Below are 19,146 nucleotides of genomic sequence, written 5' to 3'. Positions count from 1 at the left end.
TACGTGCGGGACTAGAACGCGGCCTCGTCCAGCTCCATCAGGTCCAGCTCGACGCCCTCGGCGACCTTGCGGGCCAGGGTGACGCCCGGCAGGACGTTGGCGGCGAAGAACTTCGCGGCGGCGATCTTGCCGGTGTAGAAGGACCTGTCCTTGGCGGAGGCCGTTTCCAGCTTCTCGGCGGCGATGGCGGCGCCCTTGAGCAGCAGGTATCCGACGACGACGTCACCGGAGGCCATCAGCAGGCGGGTGGTGTTCAGGCCCACCTTGTAGATGTTCTTGACGTCCTGCTCGGTGGCGGCGAGGTCGGTGAGCATCAGGCCGACGATGGCCTCCAGCTCGACCGCGGCCTTGGCGAGGTGCTCGCGGGCCGCGCCGAGCTCCTCGCCGCCCTCACCGAGCGCCAGGAACTTCTTGATGTCCTCGGCGAGGGAGTTCAGCGCGGCGCCCTGGTTGCGGACGATCTTCCGGAAGAAGAAGTCCTGGCCCTGGATCGCCGTGGTGCCCTCGTAGAGGGTGTCGATCTTGGAGTCCCGGATGTACTGCTCGATCGGGTACTCCTGCAGGAAGCCGGAGCCGCCGAAGGTCTGGAGCGACTGGGCGAGCTGCTCGTAGCCCTTCTCGGAGCCGTAGCCCTTGACGATGGGCAGGAGCAGGTCGTTCAGGGCCTCCAGGGCGGAGACGTCCTCGCCGGCGGCCTCCTTGAACTGGATCTCGTCCTGGACGGAGGCCGTGTAGAGCACCAGGGCGCGCATGCCCTCCGCGTACGCCTTCTGCGTCATCAGCGAGCGGCGCACGTCGGGGTGGTGGGTGACGGTGACCTTGGGGGCCGTCTTGTCCATGAAGTTCGCCAGGTCGGGGCCCTGGACGCGCTCCTTGGCGTACTCCAGCGCGTTCAGGTAGCCCGTGGAGAGCGTGGAGATGGCCTTCGTGCCGACCATCATGCGGGCGAACTCGATGATGCGGAACATCTGGCGGATGCCGTCGTGCTTGTCGCCGATCAGCCAGCCCTTGGCGGGGTGCTGGTCGCCGAAGGTCATCTCGCAGGTGTTGGAGGCCTTCAGGCCCATCTTGTGCTCGACGTTCGTGGCGTAGGCGCCGTTGCGCTCGCCCAGCTCGCCGGTCTCGAAGTCGAAGAGGTACTTCGGGACGAGGAAGAGGGACAGACCCTTGGTGCCGGGGCCGGCGCCCTCGGGGCGGGCCAGCACGTAGTGGAGGATGTTCTCCGACATGTCGTGCTCACCGGACGTGATGAAGCGCTTCACGCCCTCGATGTGCCAGGAGCCGTCCTCCTGCTGCACGGCCTTGGTGCGGCCGGCGCCCACGTCGGAGCCCGCGTCGGGCTCGGTGAGCACCATCGTGGAGCCCCACTGCTTCTCCACGGCGACCTTGGCTATGTGCTTCTGGACGTCGTTGCCCTCCTCGAAGAGGATGCCGGCGAACGCCGGACCCGAGGAGTACATCCACACGGCCGGGTTGGCGCCCAGGATGAGCTCGGCGTACGCCCAGATCAGGGAGCGGGGCGAGGTGGTGCCGCCGATCTCCTCGGGCAGGCCGAGGCGCCAGTACTCGGAGTCCATGAAGGCCTGGTAGCTCTTCTTGAAGGACGCGGGGACCGGCGCGGTGTTGGTCTCCGGGTCGAAGACCGGCGGGTTGCGGTCGGCGTCGATGAAGGATTCCGCCAGCTCGTTCTCCGAGAGGCGGGTCATCTCCTCCAGGATGCTCTTCGCGGTCTCGACGTCCATCTCCTCGAACGGGCCGGTGCCGTACACCTTGTCGCGCCCGAGTACTTCGAAGAGGTTGAACTCGATGTCGCGGAGATTCGACTTGTAGTGCCCCATGGCGACGGCTCCCGGCTCCCTAGAGAGATCGGCGAGGCACTGGATCCTCGCGCTAGTTCACGTACCAACAAGTAGCTACGCATGATGCTACCCGTCAGTAATAAGACGCAACCCCATCCGGTCATCTGTGACAGGTCACACCGGAACGGTCAAGGCCGCGGTGTAACCGTCCCGCGCACTGCCGGTCGTCGTCGCCAGCTGCCGCTCGTGACCGTCGCCGAAGACGCCGTCGTCCTCCAGGGAGAGGCCGCTCAGGTTCCGTACGCTCCCGCTGTAGCCGTTCGAGGCGTACACCGCCTCGCACACGTCCTGGGGGAAGGCGAGCTGCGAGGTGCTGGTGATCGACGTGGCGGCGGTGGCGTCGGCCAGGGAGTCGTAGACCTCGAAGTGGGCGTGCGGCCAGCGGCCCGGGTAGCAGCCGGGGAAGACGCTCGTGAACGTGACCCGGCCCTTGTCGTCCGTCTCCTGGACTCCCCGCAGGTAGTTCTCCTCGGTGACGCCCTCGGAGTACAGGGAGTAGGCGCCCTCCCGGTCGCAGTGCCAGATGTAGACGGCGGCGCCCTTCTTCGGCGTCCCGCAGCCGGAGGCCGCGTCCACCACCGTGAGCGTGATCGTCAGGGGCACGCCCTCGGCCGTGCCGCCCGCGGAGTCGCCGAAGCTGCGCGTGATGTCGCTGCGGACGACCCCGCTCTCCTTCAGCACGTTTACGCCGTTGGAGCCGTCACCGGGGAAGGGGCCGGCCGTCTCCTCGGGAATCTCCGCGCACTCCGCGGACGAGGAACCCGCGGACGAGGAAGGGGACGCCGAGGGGTTCTCCTCCGACGTGCAGCCCACCAGCGGGACCAGGCTCACCCCCGCCATCAGCCGGATCATCCGGCGGCGGGCGAGGACGGGGAGGTCGTGGGAGAGGCCTCCGTCGTGCTCCGGCGGGCTCTGGTACTGGCGTCCGTTCATGACACGACGCTACGAGCGGTGGCCGCGGCGATCCACAGACCGGACGCTGTCGACTCGCTGTCGGTTTGCCGGAAGGGCCGTACCGGCCCGACGGCCGGTCCGCTCTCGGTACGCTTGCGCTCATGTACGGCTACGACCAGACAGCGGGCCCGCAAGGGCAGTACGCCCCTCCGCAGCAGCCGATGTCCGGCGGGTACGGGCAGCAGCAGCCGCTGTACCCCGAGCCGTCCCCGCCCTCCCTCACGGACGCGGTGCGCGCCTTCACCACCGGGCAGATGGCCGCCGAGGACTTCCAGCAGGTCTTCGCGACGTCGAAGGTCTACTGCCCGCGCGGCGACAACCCCGGCTTCCTCGCCCTGCACAACACCCAGCAGCCGGTGATCCCGATGTTCAGCACGCTCAAGGAGCTGCGCCGCTACGCGGGCAAGGAGTCCAAGTACTTCGTGATCACCGGCGCCGAGGTGCTGGACCTGCTGCCGACCGGCTACGGCTTCGTCCTCGACATGGAGGGCGAGCACCGCATGGTGTTCGACGCGAAGGCCGTCGAGCAGATGGTCGAGTTCGCGATGCGCCGGATGTATGGCTAGACGCCATGGCTTCGCAGGCGGCTGGACACCATGGCTTCGCAGGCGGCTGGACACCATCGCTTCGCAGACGGCTAGACGCCATCGCTGCGCGGGCGGCGGCTGAAACCCGCCCGCTCCGCTATCGCGGCAGGCGCAGCGCGAGGCCGTCCAGGACGACCTCCAAGCCGTAGGCAAACTTGTCGTCGCGGAGCTTCGCCGGGTCGCCGGCCCGGGCGGCGGTCTCGGCGTCGGCGGCCGCCAGGTGGTCGTAGCCGGCCGAGGCCTGCTGGGCCGCGGGGAGCAGGCGGGCGACGAACCCGGACTCCGTCTCGCCCGAGCGGGCGACCGTGGTGAGCCAGGCGGCCTCCGTGGTGGACATGCCGATGACGTAAGAGAAGACGGCGTCGATCGCCCGGCTCGGCTCGGGGAATCCCGCGGCCGTGAAGAGGGCCGCCAGTCGCTCCGAGAAGCTCATGTAGTTCGGCCCCAGGTAGGCGAGCCCGGCCTGGCCGAGGACGAGGGTCAGCCAGGGGTGCCGTAGCGCCGTCGTGCGGAAGGACCCGGCCGCCTCGGTAACCGCCGCGCGCCAGTCGGGACGGTCGGCCGGCGGGACGTGGATCTCGGCGGCGACCTCGTCCACCGCCAGCTCCATCAGCTCGTCCTTCGTGGCGACATGCCGGTACAGCGAGGTCGCGCCGGCGTTCAGCCGGGCACCGAGCTTGCGCATGCTGAGCGCCTCGATGCCCTCGGTGTCGAGCATCGCGATCGCCTCGCGCACGATCGCGTCCCTGCTGAGCGCGGGCTGGTCGCTCCGGCGCTGCTCACGGGTCCAGACGGACGGGATCGGGCCCTTGTCCGCCGTCCTGCTCCTGCTCATGGGCGCTCCTCCTGTATGACCCTCTGCGATGTGCCTGCGAACAGCGTGCGCAACCAGCGTACAGAACTCAAGGATTGCGCACACTGTTCTCCTGTGCGTACAGTGTGCGCATCGAAGGAACGGTGTTCGCAAGATGTTCGCAGGAGGGGAAGAGGAAATGGACGCTCGCAATCCACGGCGCTGGTGGATCCTGATCGTGCTGTGCCTCAGCACGCTGGTCCTGGTCGTCGACAACATGGCGCTCACGGTCGCGGTGCCCGCGCTGACCGAGGACCTCGGCGCGAGCGCCCAGGACATGCAGTGGATCCTCGACTCCTACACCCTGGTCTTCGCCGGGCTGCTGCTGACCTCGGGGAGCCTGGGAGACCGCTTCGGGCGCCGCAAGGTGATGCTGATCGGGCTGCTGCTGTTCGGGGCGGCCTCGCTGGGGGCGGTGTTCTGCTCCACTCCCGGCGAGCTGATCGCGCTGCGGATCACGATGGGCGTCGGAGGGGCGCTGATCATGCCCTCGACGCTGTCGATCCTGATCACGGTCTTCGACGAGGACGAACGGCCCAAGGCGATGGCCGCGTGGGGCTCGGTGTCGATGCTGGGGCTGGTCGGCAGCCCCGTGCTCGGCGGAGTGCTGATCGACCACTTCGCCTGGCAGGCCATCTTCCTGATCAACGTCCCGGTCGTCGGGCTCGCGCTGCTGGCCGGTGTCCTGCTGATGCCGGAGTCGAAGGCGCCGTGGCAGAAGCCGGACCCGCTGGGCGCGGTGCTGTCCGCGGTGGGCATGACGGCCCTGGTGTGGTGGATCATCGAGATTCCGCAGCACGGCGCGTTCGAAGGCCGCTCCCTCCTGGTCCTGACCGTCGCGGTCGCCGCCCTGGCCGGCTTCGTGACCTGGCAGAAGGTGAACCCCTCGCCGATGGTTCCGCTGGTTCTCTTCAAGCACCGCAACTTCAGCGGCGGCTCGCTCTCCCTGGCGCTCGTCCAGATCGGCAACGCCGGCCTGTTGCTGGTGCTGACCCAGTACCTCCAGTTCGTCCTCGGCTGGTCCGCGGTCGAGGCGGGCCTGGCCTTCCTGCCGCTGGCCGTGGCCGCGCTGGCCGGCAACGCGGCCGGGGCGCAGCTCGCCGTGCGGATGGGCAACCGGTTCGTCATCCTCGGCGGGATGCTGCTGATGGCCGTCTCCTTCGGGCTGCTGACCACCCTCGGCGTCGACAGCGGGTTCACGGTCCCGGCCGTGGCGCTGGGGATCCTGGGCCTGGGAGCGGGTCTGGCCATGCCGGCCGCGGTGGCCGCGCTGATGAGCACCATCCCGGAGGACAAGGCGGGCGTCGGCTCGGCCCTCAACGACACCATCCAGCAGTCCGGAACCGCCCTCGGCATCGCGATCCTCGGCTCGCTGCTCACCTCCGGCTATGCGGACGAGATGCCGGCCGGCGCCCCCGGGCAGGCCCGGGAGTCCATCGGCGGGGCGCTGGCCGTGGCCGGCGGTGACGCGGGACTGGTGCGGGCGGCCCGGGAGGCCTTCGCCGCGTCGATGTCCACGACCTTCACGATCAGCGCTGTCGGTGTTCTGGCGGCGGCGGTCGTGGCCGCGGTGGTGATGCGGGACCGCGAGCGTGAACCCGCCGGGGCGGTGAGCGAGGAGCCCGAGCTCGTCGCCTGACGCGGACGCGCGAGGGCCGGCCGTCATCCCGCAGTGGGGTGACGGCCTTTCGCCATGCCGGTCTCCCGTGGTTCGCTGCGCCGTCCCCCGGGGTGGGAATGTCCTCCCGGTTTTCTCTGTTCGGGGTGGCAGGAAGTTCAACGCTCAACTAAACTGGGCGTACACGAGGAGGAACCGACATGCCTGCAGTGACCGTCGAGAACCCGTTGACGCTGCCCCGCGTGACCACGCCGACCGACGCGGTGGCGCGTCCCGTGCTGACCGTCACGACCGCTCCGAGCGGTTTCGAGGGTGAGGGCTTCCCGGTGCGCCGGGCGTTCGCGGGGATCAACTACCGCCATCTCGACCCGTTCATCATGATGGACCAGATGGGCGAGGTGGAGTACGCGCCGGGCGAGCCCAAGGGCACGCCATGGCACCCGCACCGCGGCTTCGAGACCGTCACGTACATCATCGACGGGATCTTCGACCACCAGGACTCCAACGGCGGTGGCGGCACCATCACCAACGGCGACACCCAGTGGATGACGGCCGGCTCGGGCCTGCTGCACATCGAGGCCCCACCGGAGCATCTGGTGATGTCCGGCGGTCTCTTCCACGGTCTCCAGCTGTGGGTGAACCTGCCGGCCAAGGACAAGATGATGGCCCCGCGCTACCAGGACATCCGCGGCGGCTCGGTCCAGCTGCTCAGCACCCCCGACGGCGGCGCGCTGCTGCGCGTCATCGCCGGTGAGCTGGACGGGCACGCGGGCCCCGGCATCACGCACACCCCGATCACGATGGTCCACGCGACCGTCGCGCCGGGTGCGGAGCTCACGCTGCCGTGGCGCGAGGACTTCAACGGGCTGGCCTACGTCCTGGCCGGCCGCGGCAGCGTCGGCCCCGACCGCCGACCGGTCCACACGGGTCAGACGGCCGTCTTCGGCGCCGGCGGTTCGCTGACCGTCCGCGCGGACGAGAAGCAGGACTCCCGCACCCCGGATCTGGAGGTCGTCCTGCTCGGCGGACAGCCGATCCGCGAGCCCATGGCCCACTACGGCCCGTTCGTCATGAACACCAAGGACGAGCTCATGCAGGCCTTCGAGGACTTCCAGAAGGGCCGCCTGGGCACGGTGCCCGCGGTGCACGGCATGACCGCGAGCGGTCCGCAGGGCTGACGCGGCACGGGGCGGCTGACGCCCCGTCACCCTGGCGGGCCTTCCTGACGGGACGGCCCGCCGGGCGCGTGATCGGGTGGAGGGGTGCAGGACTCCCAGCAGGCCCCGCTCCTCCCCGGCCCCGCCCGTCGCCTCGCCGCCTGGTGTGCGCTGCTCCTGCTCGTCGCCGGCGTCGTCTACGTCGGGATCCTGCTGGTCGTGGAGATCCGCACCGCCGTGGTGCCCGTGCTGCTCGCGCTGCTGGGCACCGCCTTGCTCGGGCCGCTGCACCGGCGGCTCGTGAAGACCGGGGTGCATCGGTCGGTCGCGGCCGGGTTGACCTGTGTCGCGGTGGTCGCCGTGGTCGGCGGGGCCGTGTACATCGTGGTCGCCGCGCTCATCGACACCGGTGACGAGATCATCGCCTCGCTCAAGCAGGCCGCCCGCGGGATCTCCGACCATTTCGGCGCGGCCGGTACCTCGCTGGACGACCTCGCCTCCAACGCCCGGGAACTGTTGCGCAAGTTCGGCGGTACGGCCGCCTCCGGCGTGATCAGCGGCGTCAGCGTGGTCGGCGAGTCCATCGCCATGGCCGTCCTCGCCCTGCTGCTCGTCTTCTTCTTCCTGCGCGACTCCGACAAGGCCGCGGGAACACTGCGGGCCCTGTCGCCCCGCGGGTCGGCCGACACCCTGGAGGCCATGGCGCGGCGGGCGCTGAGGGCCGTCGAGGGGTTCATGCGCGGCACGACCCTCATCGCCCTCATCGACGCCCTCCTCATCACCGTGGGACTGCTCGTCCTTGACGTGCCCGGCGCGGCCGGACTGGGCGCGCTGGTCTTCGTCGGCGCGTACATCCCCTACCTCGGTGCCTTCATCTCGGGCGCCCTGGCCGTGCTGGTCGCGCTCGCCGACCGGGGGTTCGTCATCGCGCTGTGGGCGTTCGGCGTGGTCCTCGCGGTGCAGGTGCTCGAAGGGCACGTGCTCCAGCCGATGATCCAGAGCAGGACCGTGCAGATGCACCCGGCGGTGGTGATGGTGACGATCACGGCCGGGGCGTCCGTCGCCGGGGTGCTCGGCATGCTGCTCGCCGTGCCGCTCACCGCGGCGGCCTTCGGCATCGTGCAGGAGCTGCGCACCCGTTACGGCGACCAGGACCCGGCGCCGCCCGGGCCGTCGTCGTAGGAGGCGTGGCCGCCACGAGGGGTTGCCGCCGCGAGGGGTTGCCGCCGCGAGGGGTTGCCGCCGCGAGGGGTTGCCGCCACGAGGGGGGGTGCCGCCGCGAGGGGGGGTGCCGCCGCGAGGCTGCCGCTGCGAGAGCGGGAGTTGCCGCTGCGAGGGCCGGGGGCGCCAGAGGAGTGGCGGCCGGGAGAGCGGGGAGGCCGCGGTCGCCGGTGGCGTGGCGGTTGCGAGAGCCGGGAGCTGCCGCCGGGAGGGTGGGGAGCTGCCGCTGCGAGGGCCGGGGGTGCCGGAGGCGTGACGCTACGGTGACCAGGACCCGTCGCCCGAGCCGTTCACGGACTCGTAGAGCTCGAACCAGATGCTCTTGCCCTCGCCGCGCGGGTCCACCCCCCAGGCGTGCGCGAGCAGTTCGATCAGCACCAGGCCGCGGCCGGAGGACGCCAGCTCACCGGGCCTGCGTTTGTGCGGCAGGTCGTCGCCGCCGTCCGTGACCTCGATCCGCAGCCGTCGCCCGCCCGCCTCGCCCGTCATCTCGGCGACCAGCAGCGCGTCGGAGTCGGTGTGCACGAGGACGTTCGTCAGCAGCTCGGACAGCAGCAGCACCGCCGAGTCGATCTGGTCGGGCGAGGCCCAGTCGTGCAACAGCTCGCGCAGCTGCTGCCGGGCGACCGCGACCCGCTCGGGCTCGGCCTGCGCGACGGTCAGCACCGAGCGCCGCGTCGGCGGCCGTACGGTCATCGCGTCGCCGCAGCCGCAGCCCCCGCCCTCCCGGCTCAGCAGCAGCATCGCGATGTCGTCCTCGCGGCGGTCCGCCAGCGGGCCGGTGGTGTGGTGCGAGGACGGCCCGTGCACGGCCTGCACCAGGGTGTCGGCGAGTTCCTCCAGATCGCCCTTGTGGTCCTCCAGGATCACGCGCAGCCGCTGCCAGCCGCTGTCCAGGTCGTGACCGCCGGTCTCCAGCAGGCCGTCCGTGCAGATCAGCATGGTCTCGCCGGGTTCCAGCGTGAGCCGGGTCGTGGGGTAGTCGGCGTCCGGGTCGATGCCCAGGGGCAGACCGCCCGACGTCGGCCGCGTCAGGACCGTGCCGTCGGCCATCCGGATCGCCGGGTCCGGATGCCCGGCGCGGGCGATGTCCAGCACTCCCGTCGCCGGGTCGACCTCGACGTAGACGCAGGTCGCGAAACGCGGGTCGGCCGGGTCCTCGTCGCTGATGCCGTGCAGGAAGCGGGAGGCACGGGAAAGGACGGCGTCGGGGCGGTGGCCCTCGGAGGCGTAGGCACGCAGGGCGATGCGGAGCTGGCCCATCAGCCCCGCCGCCCGTACGTCATGGCCCTGGACGTCACCGATGACCAGCGCGAACCGCCCGCTGGGGAGCGGGATCACGTCGTACCAGTCACCGCCGACCTGGAGTCCGCCGCCGGTGGGGACGTAACGGGCGGCGACGCTCATGCCCGGGATGCGCTGCGGTCCGAGCCTCGGCAGCATCGTGCGCTGGAGCCCGTCGGTCAGGGCCCGCTCGCTCTCGGCCACGCCCGCCCGGGTCAGGGCCTGCGCCAGCATCCGCGCCACCGTCGCCAGCACGGACCGCTCGTCCGGGGTGAACGCGACCGGGTAGGTGAACGCCGCCATCCACGCGCCCATCGTGCGACCGGCCACGGTCAGCGGCAGGAACGCCCAGGAGCGGCGGCCGAAGCGCTCGGCGAGCGGCCAGGTCAGCGGGTAGCGGGCCTTGTAGTGCTCGGCGGAGGACAGGTACACGGCCCGGCCGGTCCGCACCACCTCGGCGGCCGGGTAGTCCGTGTCCAGGGGCATGTCCGAGAAGGGGCTCTCGGTGCCCCGCTGCTGTCCGTGGTGGCCGATGACCGTCAGGCGATCGCCCGAGACGCCGAACACCGCCAGACCGTCCGGCGAGAAGCCGGGCATCGACAGATTCGCCGTGACCCGCAGGACCTCCTGGGTGGAGCGCGCCTCGGCCAGCGCCCGGCCCGCGTCCAGCAGGAACGCCTCCCGCGAGCGCCGCCAGTCGCCGGTGACCGCGCTGCGCCCGGCCGGGGTGCCCGGCGTCGGCTCGGTGACCTCCTGGAGGGTGCCGATCATCCGGTACGCCTTACGGGCCCGGTCGAAGGACGGCTTGGAACGGCTGCGGACGACCCGGACGACCCGGCCCTGCTCGTCCATGATCCGGATCCGGACCTCGGCCAGGGTGCCCTCGGCCACGGCCAGCTGGATCACACCGGTGATCTCGTTCCAGTCGACCGGGTGCAGCCGGGCCCGGGCCTGGGCCTCCGTGAGGCTGACCTGCTCGGCGGGCAGCCCGAGCAACCGGGCTGCCTCGGCATCGACCGTGACCAGTCCGGTGGCGGTGTCCCAGTGCCACAGGCCGGTCGCGAGGGCGGCGAGAGCCTCCCCCACGGCGGGCAGAGGCTCGCCAGTGCGCATTGACCTACTTTAAGAAGACGCGCTCGAACACTGCCACCGATAGCGGACACCTGCCCGAACGGCGGCGCCCGCGTACGCGATCGACAACGGGGGAGAGCCGATCTTCGCCTGCCCGGTACGCTGGGGAGGCGTTTCACGTGAAACACAGACCCCGATCAGCGAAGACTGGATGAACGACGATGCATCGGTACAGGTCCCACACCTGCGGCGAGCTCCGCTCCTCTGACGTCGGCAGCGACGTCCGGCTGAGTGGCTGGCTGCACAATCGGCGCGACCTGGGCGGCATCCTCTTCATCGATCTGCGCGATCACTACGGCATCACGCAGCTCGTGGCCCGTCCCGGCACCCCCTCCTACGAGGCCCTCGACAAGCTCTCCAAGGAATCGACGGTCCGCGTCGACGGCAAGGTCGTCTCCCGGGGGACCGAGAACATCAACCCCGAGCTGCCGACCGGTGAGATCGAGGTCGAGGTCGGCGAGGTCGAACTGCTCGGCGCGGCGGCCCCGCTGCCGTTCACGATCAACACCGAGGACGGGGTCAACGAGGAGCGGCGCCTGGAGTACCGCTTCCTGGACCTGCGCCGCGAGCGTATGCACCGCAACATCCTGCTGCGCACGTCGGTCATCTCGGCGATCCGCCACAAGATGACGGCGCTGGGCTTCAACGAGATGGCGACGCCGATCCTGTCCGCGACCTCCCCCGAGGGCGCCCGCGACTTCGTCGTCCCCTCCCGCCTGAACCCGGGCAAGTTCTACGCCCTTCCCCAGGCGCCCCAGCAGTTCAAGCAGCTGCTGATGATCTCGGGCTTCGACCGCTACTTCCAGATCGCGCCCTGCTTCCGTGACGAGGACGCGCGCGCCGACCGGTCGCCGGGCGAGTTCTACCAGCTCGACGTCGAGATGAGCTTCGTCGAGCAGGAGGACGTCTTCCGTCCGATCGAGCAGCTCATGACCGAGCTGTTCGAGGAGTTCGGCGGCGGCCGCCACGTCACCTCGCCCTTCCCGCGGATCCCGTTCCGCGAGGCGATGCTGAAGTACGGCTCCGACAAGCCCGACCTGCGCGCCCAGCTCGAACTCGTCGACATCACCGACATCTTCGAGGGCTCGGAGTTCAAGGCGTTCGCCGGCAAGCACGTCCGCGCCCTGCCGGTGCCGGACGTCTCGGGCCAGCCCCGCAAGTTCTTCGACCAGCTCGGCGACTACGCCGTCTCGCAGGGCGCCAAGGGCCTGGCCTGGGTGCGGGTCGCCGAGGACGGTTCGCTGACGGGCCCGATCGCGAAGTTCCTCACCGAGGAGAACGTGGCCGAGCTGACCAAGCGTCTGTCGCTCGCGGCCGGCCACGCGGTCTTCTTCGGCGCGGGCGAGTTCGACGAGGTCTCGAAGATCATGGGCGCGGTGCGGGTCGAGGCCGCCAAGCGTGCCGGGCACTTCGAGGAGGGCGTCTTCCGGTTCTGCTGGATCGTCGACTTCCCGATGTACGAGAAGGACGAGGAGACCGGCGCGATCGACTTCTCGCACAACCCGTTCTCCATGCCGCAGGGCGGTCTTGAGGCCCTGGAGACCCAGGACCCGCTGGACATCCTCGGCTGGCAGTACGACATCGTCTGCAACGGCGTCGAGCTGTCCTCCGGCGCGATCCGGAACCACGAGCCGGAGATCATGCTCAAGGCCTTCGAGATCGCCGGGTACGACCGCGAGACCGTCGAGGAGAAGTTCGCCGGCATGCTGCGCGCGTTCCGCTTCGGCGCCCCGCCGCACGGCGGCATCGCCCCGGGCGTCGACCGCATCGTCATGCTGCTCGCCGACGAGCCCAACATCCGCGAGACCATCGCCTTCCCGCTCAACGGCAACGCCCAGGACCTGATGATGGGCGCGCCGACGGAGCTGGAGGAGACACGGCTGAAGGAGCTGCACCTGTCGGTGCGCAAGCCGCAGCCGAAGTAGGCGATCTGCGATCTCCCGTGAGTGGCTCGGAACCGGTGCCGGTTCCGGGCCGTTTGCGTACCCAGGGCTCCTGCCCGGCTCTTACGCATGCTCCGCACAGTCGCGGATGGGCGTCGATCCCGAGGCGGCTGAGGACGGCGCGACCGCGAGCTGACGCGGACGTGTGAGGCGGACGTGGGCGGGCAGGCCCTGACCGTCCGCCTCCTGTTCACATACATGGACTTCTGCTCAACCCGTTGACCCGGAACTTGTGCCTCCATAAGGTCCCTTCCAGAACGCGTACGTGATTGCTGTTCACGTATGTGCACAGCAAGGGAGACAACGATGTCAGAAGCCGCGATACCGGAGGCCGAGCAGCGTGCGGTGGGCAAGTTCCTGCGCCGCATGCTGCCGATTTTGGTCCTGATGCTGCTGGTCAACCAGATGGACCGGACGAACGTGGGATTCGTCCAGGACGAACTGCGGGCAGACGTCGGCGTCAGCGCCACGGCCTACGGGCTCGGCGCGGGCCTGTTCTTCATCGGCTACGCGCTGTTCGAGGTCCCGAGCAACATGTGGCTGGAGCGGTTCGGTGCCCGGGTCTGGCTGACCCGCATCATGATCACCTGGGGCCTGGTGATCGTGGCGATGTGTTTCATCCACAACGTGTGGATGTTCTACGGGCTGCGGTTCCTGCTCGGTGTCGCGGAGGCCGGCTTCTTCCCCGGTGTGCTGCTGTACTTCACCCAGTGGCTGCCGGACTCCAGCCGGGGCCGGGCGAGCGCGATCTTCCTGGGCGGCTCGGCGACGGCGTACATCGTGACGGGCCCGATCACGGGCGCGCTGCTGGAGCTGCACGGCGCGGGGGGCATCGCCGGCTGGCGGTGGATGTTCGCCCTGGAGGGCGCCTTCTCGATTCTGGTCGGGTTCATCGCCGGCTTCTTCCTCGTCTCGCGGATCCAGGACGCGAAGTGGCTCACGCCGGAGGAGAAGGCCGCGCTGAGCGAGGCGGTGGCGCGGGACAAGCAGGCACGGGACCGGGCGCCGTCGGTGTCCCGCATGAAGCTGATCTTCCACCCGCAGGTGGCGGTCCTGACCGCGGTCTTCTTCGCGATGGCGCTCACCGGCTACGCGATCACGTTCTGGCTGCCGAGCCTGGTGGAGGAGATCGGAGGCCTGTCGCCGTTCCAGATCGGCCTGCTGTCGGCGATCCCCTGGATCTGCGCGGTGATCGCGATGTACACGATGAGCCACTTCACGGACCGGGCCCCGGACCGGCGCCCCTACCTGGCGATCGCCCTCGTCCTGTCCGCCACCGGCACGTTCCTGGCCACACTCGGCTCCCCCTGGTTCGGCCTGGCCGCCCTGACCCTGGCCGCGGTCGGCGGCAAGTGCGCGGCCACCCTGTTCTGGCCGATGGCCCAGTCGGGCCTCGACCTGAAGATCGCGGCACCTGGTCTGGCCCTGGTCAACTCCCTGGGAAACCTGGGCGGGTTCGTCTCCCCCACGCTCTTCGGCTACCTGAAGGACACGACGGGCAGCACGAACGGGGGCCTGTACACGCTGTCGGCGGCGTCGATCCTGGCGGTGGTGGGGGTGGCGTTCGTACGGCACACGCAGCGTGGTGAGCGGACGGGTTCGGGGGGCGGGGAGATCGCGGCGGTGACGGGCAAGCCGGCAGTGGGCGAGGCCCGCTGAACCACTCCGACTCAGGCGTGAGGCCCGCTCCTTGTGAAGGGGCGGGCCCTTGCCGTTGCGGGAGATCGATAATGAGTCCCGTGACCTTGACCTCTACCGCAGTTGAGGTTGAAGGCTGTCACCATGGCCAATGATCTTGAGCTCGCCGCAGATGCTCTGCCCGATCCAACCCGTCCGGACGCGGGTCTCGTCCTCATCTCCGAATGGCACACCCAGAGCCGTGAAGAGCAGAAAAGAGTCATGAGCGGTGTCATGGACGCCTGGGAGAACACCCGGCTTCCCGCCGCCTATCTCTCGCGCTACTGCCTCGAAGGATCCGACGGCCGAACGATCCTCAACTACGCCCAGTGGACCAACAGCGACGCCCATCGGGCGTTCGCTGCCAACCCCCAGAACCAGCAGACCCTCGGCAACGCGATCCAGAGCCTGTTCACAGCCGGCCCGCCCGGCCGCTATTCGCTCCATCGCTCCATCGCGCTGCGCGAGGCCACCGTTGGATACTTCACCACGGCGTCCTACGACACCGAAGATCCCGCAACCGCCCGTGAACTCGCCGACGAGTTGGCCGCCCGGAGCACCGCCGCCGCACCATCCGAGCTGATCGCTGAGCACTTTCACATCAGCGAGGACGGGCAGCGTCTCTACGTCCTCAGCGCACACGAGGCCGAACCGGCCGAGATCACTGCGCGCTTCCGCCCTTTCCGCGGCCTGGCCCGGCGGTGGCCCGTCGCCACCTGAAAAACTCACCCCACAAAGGCTGCAGTCCCTCACGCCCGCCGGCCACCCCGGCGAACCTCGCCGGTTACAGCACTAGCCTCCGGTGGCGGGAATGATGCGTAGCCTCCTCCGCGGGAGTCGCTGGCCTTCGCCGAGCAACTGCTGGGAGAGACATGATCTGCAAGAGCACTGTCGGGGACACCTCCGAGCTGGTGTGGTTCAAGAGCAGCTACAGCAGCGGCAACGACGGCAACCTCTGCGGTGAGCTTGCCGTCACCCCCGGCACCGTGCACGTCCGCGACTCCAAGACCGTCCAAGGCCCCCGCTTGGCGATCACGCCCGGCGCGTGGGCGGACTTCGTGGCCCACGCTTCGGGGCGCTGACCGGGTGGGCCCTGGACTCCTGGGGCCCTTACTTCTCCGCGAACAGATCCTCCGCCGTGGTGGCCGTCAAGGATCGGTCGAACCAGAGGGTGAGGGTGTCGGGGTCCGGACACAGGTGGAGGGGGCGGGAGACCTCCTTGGGGACCGTGATGTCACGAGCCTCCAAGAGCCGTTGGACCGCGCCGGCCAACGCCGCCTTGTATCCGGCGGTGTACCCCTGGACCCATTCCTCGTCCTCGTGTTCGTCATCGGGCCGCTTGTCCACCCGGGCCCGGATGCGGGCCATGTACTGGAGGGAGAGGGAGCCTTGCTGTCGCAGTTCCTCCAGCCCGGAACGGAGATCGCCCATGACTCGCTCCGGCGGAATGCCCAAGCCCATGCAAGTCAGGGTGAACCGGAGCAAGTCGTGCAGTTCCGGTGTGGTGTCCAGATCGTCGAACATGATCGCCCCGTGGGTCAGGTCTCGGTCCGGTCCGCCGCGGGTGCAGCGTCCTCGGCGAAAAGTTCGTCGACGCTCTGCACGTGGGGCGTTCGGTCCAGCCAGCGGTTCAGGAGGTCAAGGTCGGTGCAGTCAGCGATGTGGTTTCGGGCCTCCTGGGGGACGGAAACGCCCCGTGCTTCGAGGAAGCGGAGGATGGCCTTGGCTTCGCCTCTGGCCTCGCCCTTGGCTTCGCCCTCGAGGTAGGCCTTCTCCATCACTGTGCCCCGGCCGGGGAAGTAGTTGACGAACGTCACGATGTCCCTCCATTTATCTCCGGCGAGGGTGTCCCCCAACGCCGAGTCGAGAAACTGAAAGAACTAGCTGGCGGCGTTCCAGTCCATCCCTGCGAGGGCTCGGCCCAGTGCGTCCAGTATGGCCTCGATGTGGGGGCTGTTGGCGTGAGCCAGAGCGGAGAACACGGCCATCGCCGGTTTCTCCGCCGTGGTTCTCGGATCGGTGATCACTGGGAGGTTGTCCGGTCCGACGACCAAGGGGTACGTCATCTGGGCGATCCAGCCACGCGTGCCCCAGGAGAAGGGGCTGGTCGCCCACTTGGTCGTTGCCCGGTCGCGACAGACGACGAGCAGGAGAACGGGCAGGCCGTACTTCGCCTGGAGGTAGGAGATGTAGTAGGGCCAGCTCGATTCCTTCTTGGTGTCCCTTCTCTCCTGCGCCTCGACCGCGAGCAGAAAGTCCTCCCCGTCGGACGGGCCGATGCGCAGCACTGTGTCGATGTGGCGCGCCAAGGGCCGGGCTTCCGTCACGTCGGTACCGATCGCGTAGACGGCCGCCTTCTCGGGGAACGCGATGCCCAGCACCCCGAAGACCGGGGAAAGGATCTCAGGCTGCTCCTGGAAGATCCGATGCATGCCTTAATGGGCTGATGTGACCATGTGGGCTATGTAAGTGGGCGGAAGACTGTATTTCCGGCGGACGGAAGGCGTTCACTCTTTCGAGCTTGGGAGAAACGTTCCCGGCTACCTCGCCACGAACTGGGTCAGGATCGCCTGGACCTCGTAGATGTCGACGCCCTTGGTGAAGGTCTTCTGGATCGGGAGCTGGGAGCCGGAGAGCCAGATCTTCAGCTCTGCGTCCAGGTCGAACGTGCCCGCCGTCTCCACCGCGAAGTGGGTGATGCTGCGGTACGGGACCGAGTGGTACTCGACCTTCTTGCCGGTGATGCCCTGCTTGTCGATCAGGATCAGGCGGCGGTCGGTGAAGAGGATCGTGTCGCGGATCAGCAGGTACGCGGCGTGGACCTGTTCGCCGTGGCCGAGGAGGCGGGCGTAGTCCTGCTGGGCCGACTGCGGGTTCACGGTGTGCGCGTTGCCGAACAGTGCCATGGAAACCCCCGTGATGCGTCGCGGCGGCCGGGTGGCCGTCCTGGTGCGATCTTCGCAAAGCTCAGGGCCCGGGAGAAGGTTCTCGTCCTCCCGGGCCCTGTGCTGTAGCCGGCGTGTTACGACCGTTACGCGGCCGACTCGCCGCCGAAGCGCTCCTTGTACGACTCCAGGTCCTCGTCCGTGAGCTTGGCGAACAGCACCGGCGGGATCGTGAAGGGGGTGCCGGCGGGGACGCCGGTGAGGGAGCGCGCCTCTTCCTGGGTGACCCAGGCCGCCGTGTCGTTCTCCAGGGAGAACGCCTCGCGCATCTTCTTCGCCGACGTCGGGATGAACGGCTCGGAGACCACGGCGTAGAGGTGGATCAGGTTCATCGCCGTCCGCAGGGTGAGCGCGGCGCCCTCCGGGTTGGTCTTGATCTCCAGCCAGGGGGCCTTCTCCTCCAGGTAGGAGTTGCCCGCCGACCACAGGGCGCGCAGCGCCGCCGCGGCCTTGCGGAACTGGATGGCCTCCATCTGGGACTCGTACTCCGCGAGCAGGCGGGTGATCTCCTCGCCCAGCTTCGTCTCCGCCTCGCCGGGCTCGGCGCCTGCCGGGACCTCCTCGCCGAAGCGCTTCTTGGAGAAGGACAGGACTCGGTTGACGAAGTTGCCGAGGGTGTCGGCCAGGTCCTTGTTCACCGTGGCGGTGAAGTGCTCCCAGGTGAAGGACGAGTCGTCCGACTCCGGGGCGTTCGCCATCATGAAGTAGCGCCAGTAGTCGGCCGGCAGGATGTCGAGGGCGTCGTGCGTGAAGACGCCTCGGCGCTGGGACGTGGAGAACTTGCCGCCGTAGTAGTTCAGCCAGTTGAAGGCCTTGATGACGTCGACCTTCTTCCACGGGGCGCGGGTGCCCAGCAGGGTCGCCGGGAACATCACGCTGTGGAAGGGGACGTTGTCCTTGCCCATGAACTGCGTGTACTGGACGTTCGCGTCCGACTTCCACCACCAGGAGCGCCAGTCGCGGTTCTCCGGGTCCTGGTCCGCCCACTCCTTCGTCGCGCCGATGTACTCGATCGGGGCGTCGAACCAGACGTAGAAGACCTTGCCCTCGGCGGCGAGGTCCGGCCAGGTGTCGGCGGGGACCGGGACGCCCCAGTCCAGGTCACGGGTGATCGCCCGGTCGTGCAGGCCCTCCGTGAGCCACTTGCGGGCGATGGAGGAGGCGAGGACGGGCCAGTTGTCGGCACGCTCGTCGACCCACGCCTCGACCTCGCCGGCCAGCGCCGACTGGAGGAGGAACAGGTGCTTGGTCTCGCGGACCTCCAGGTCGCTGCTGCCGCTGATCGCGGAGCGGGCGTCGATCAGGTCCGTCGGGTCCAGCACGCGCGTGCAGTTCTCGCACTGGTCGCCGCGGGCCTTGTCGTAGCCGCAGTGCGGGCAGGTGCCGATGATGTAGCGGTCGGGCAGGAAGCGGCCGTCGGCATTCGAGTACACCTGGCGGATCGCACGCTCCTCGATGAAGCCGTTCGCCTTCAGCTCGCGGGCGATCTCCTGCGTGATCTCGTGGTTCTGCGGGGAGGAGCTGCGGCCGAAGTAGTCGAAGGCCAGGTTGAAGCCGTCGTAGATCGCCTTCTGCTGGTGGTGCGCGTCCGTGCAGAACGCGTCCACGGGGACGCCCTGCTCCTTGGCGGCGAGCTCGGCCGGGGTGCCGTGCTCGTCCGTCGCGCAGATGTAGAGGACCTCGTGGCCCCGCTGGCGCAGGTAGCGGGAGTACACGTCCGCCGGGAGCATGGACCCCACCATGTTGCCCAGGTGCTTGATCCCGTTGATGTACGGAAGGGCGCTGGTGATGAGGTGTCGAGCCATCGCGGGCTGCTCCCAAGTCGCTACACGGGGTGACGATCTCGTGGTCCAAGTCGTCTACGAACCTTGAAATCGTAGCTGACACGGGTACGCCGCCCGCCTCCCCTTTTGCGCG

General features: G+C 69.2%; 17 protein-coding genes. 8 read left to right on the top strand and 9 right to left on the bottom strand.

Annotation, left to right across the window (positions count from 1 at the left end; translation table 11 throughout):
* Positions 1-11: 11 nt before the first annotated feature.
* Together ACFY9S_RS06435 and ACFY9S_RS06430 are read right to left on the bottom strand one after the other, a co-directional pair.
* Positions 12-1,838 (bottom strand): acyl-CoA dehydrogenase C-terminal domain-containing protein, encoded by a 1,827-nt coding sequence (locus ACFY9S_RS06435; RefSeq protein ID WP_391123693.1) that lies wholly within the window; start codon positions 1,836-1,838, stop codon positions 12-14.
* 135 nt (positions 1,839-1,973) lie between these two features.
* Positions 1,974-2,792 carry an intradiol ring-cleavage dioxygenase gene (locus tag ACFY9S_RS06430; protein ID WP_391123691.1) on the bottom strand — a complete coding sequence of 273 codons (819 nt, stop codon included), beginning with the start codon at positions 2,790-2,792 and terminating at the stop codon, positions 1,974-1,976.
* 122 nt (positions 2,793-2,914) lie between these two features.
* Here ACFY9S_RS06430 and ACFY9S_RS06425 point away from each other — a divergent pair, with 122 nt between their 5' ends.
* Positions 2,915-3,379: an SseB family protein gene (locus ACFY9S_RS06425; RefSeq protein WP_031137485.1), complete on the top strand. Its 465-nt coding sequence runs from the start codon at positions 2,915-2,917 to the stop codon at positions 3,377-3,379.
* Between the two features lie 118 nt (positions 3,380-3,497).
* Here the strand turns inward: ACFY9S_RS06425 and ACFY9S_RS06420 are convergent, their stop codons facing one another.
* Positions 3,498-4,235 carry a TetR/AcrR family transcriptional regulator C-terminal domain-containing protein gene (locus ACFY9S_RS06420; protein ID WP_391123689.1) on the bottom strand — a complete coding sequence of 246 codons (738 nt, stop codon included), beginning with the start codon at positions 4,233-4,235 and terminating at the stop codon, positions 3,498-3,500.
* Positions 4,236-4,392: 157 nt separating this feature from the next.
* Here ACFY9S_RS06420 and ACFY9S_RS06415 point away from each other — a divergent pair, with 157 nt between their 5' ends.
* From ACFY9S_RS06415 to ACFY9S_RS06405, 3 genes are all read left to right on the top strand, one after another.
* Entirely contained in the window at positions 4,393-5,892 is a 1,500-nt protein-coding gene (locus tag ACFY9S_RS06415) for an MFS transporter (RefSeq protein ID WP_391123687.1), read from the top strand.
* A 179-nt stretch (positions 5,893-6,071) separates the two neighbouring features.
* Positions 6,072-7,049 (top strand): pirin family protein, encoded by a 978-nt coding sequence (locus ACFY9S_RS06410; protein WP_391123685.1) that lies wholly within the window; start codon positions 6,072-6,074, stop codon positions 7,047-7,049.
* An 84-nt stretch (positions 7,050-7,133) separates the two neighbouring features.
* Positions 7,134-8,210: an AI-2E family transporter gene (locus ACFY9S_RS06405; RefSeq protein ID WP_391123683.1), complete on the top strand. Its 1,077-nt coding sequence runs from the start codon at positions 7,134-7,136 to the stop codon at positions 8,208-8,210.
* 297 nt (positions 8,211-8,507) lie between these two features.
* Here the strand turns inward: ACFY9S_RS06405 and ACFY9S_RS06400 are convergent, their stop codons facing one another.
* Positions 8,508-10,646 carry a SpoIIE family protein phosphatase gene (locus tag ACFY9S_RS06400; protein ID WP_391123681.1) on the bottom strand — a complete coding sequence of 713 codons (2,139 nt, stop codon included), beginning with the start codon at positions 10,644-10,646 and terminating at the stop codon, positions 8,508-8,510.
* Between the two features lie 179 nt (positions 10,647-10,825).
* Here ACFY9S_RS06400 and aspS point away from each other — a divergent pair, with 179 nt between their 5' ends.
* The 4 genes from aspS to ACFY9S_RS06380 all read left to right on the top strand — a co-directional run bounded on the left by aspS (position 10,826) and on the right by ACFY9S_RS06380 (position 15,366).
* Positions 10,826-12,589 (top strand): aspartate--tRNA ligase, encoded by a 1,764-nt coding sequence (gene aspS, locus ACFY9S_RS06395; protein WP_391123680.1) that lies wholly within the window; start codon positions 10,826-10,828, stop codon positions 12,587-12,589.
* A gap of 324 nt (positions 12,590-12,913) precedes the next feature.
* Complete coding sequence (locus ACFY9S_RS06390; protein WP_391123678.1) at positions 12,914-14,266, top strand: MFS transporter; 1,353 nt, start codon at positions 12,914-12,916, stop codon at positions 14,264-14,266.
* Positions 14,267-14,374: 108 nt separating this feature from the next.
* Positions 14,375-15,004, top strand: a complete 630-nt coding sequence (locus ACFY9S_RS06385; RefSeq protein ID WP_391123676.1) for a hypothetical protein — start codon at positions 14,375-14,377, stop codon at positions 15,002-15,004.
* A 152-nt stretch (positions 15,005-15,156) separates the two neighbouring features.
* A complete protein-coding gene (locus ACFY9S_RS06380) occupies positions 15,157-15,366 on the top strand; it encodes a DUF397 domain-containing protein (RefSeq protein WP_391123674.1) in 210 nt (69 codons plus the stop codon).
* Positions 15,367-15,394: 28 nt separating this feature from the next.
* Here the strand turns inward: ACFY9S_RS06380 and ACFY9S_RS06375 are convergent, their stop codons facing one another.
* From ACFY9S_RS06375 to metG, 5 genes are all read right to left on the bottom strand, one after another.
* The gene (locus ACFY9S_RS06375; protein WP_391123672.1) at positions 15,395-15,715 is read right to left on the bottom strand and encodes a hypothetical protein; all 321 of its coding nucleotides are present in this window, start codon (positions 15,713-15,715) and stop codon (positions 15,395-15,397) included.
* A 107-nt stretch (positions 15,716-15,822) separates the two neighbouring features.
* On the bottom strand, positions 15,823-16,101 hold the full coding sequence (locus ACFY9S_RS06370) for a hypothetical protein (protein WP_391123670.1): 279 nt from the start codon (positions 16,099-16,101) through the stop codon (positions 15,823-15,825).
* Positions 16,102-16,164: 63 nt separating this feature from the next.
* Complete coding sequence (locus ACFY9S_RS06365) at positions 16,165-16,716, bottom strand: hypothetical protein (RefSeq protein ID WP_391123668.1); 552 nt, start codon at positions 16,714-16,716, stop codon at positions 16,165-16,167.
* Between the two features lie 108 nt (positions 16,717-16,824).
* A complete protein-coding gene (locus ACFY9S_RS06360; protein ID WP_102912345.1) occupies positions 16,825-17,190 on the bottom strand; it encodes a PH domain-containing protein in 366 nt (121 codons plus the stop codon).
* A gap of 125 nt (positions 17,191-17,315) precedes the next feature.
* Positions 17,316-19,034: a methionine--tRNA ligase gene (gene metG, locus ACFY9S_RS06355; RefSeq protein ID WP_391123666.1), complete on the bottom strand. Its 1,719-nt coding sequence runs from the start codon at positions 19,032-19,034 to the stop codon at positions 17,316-17,318.
* Between the last annotated feature and the right edge of the window lie 112 nt (positions 19,035-19,146).

The organism is Streptomyces sp. NPDC012474 (assembly GCF_042955185.1).
Lineage (GTDB): Bacteria > Actinomycetota > Actinomycetes > Streptomycetales > Streptomycetaceae > Streptomyces > Streptomyces cahuitamycinicus.
Note: the sequence above shows the minus strand (reverse complement) of the source record. Positions and strands in the feature narration are given on the sequence as shown.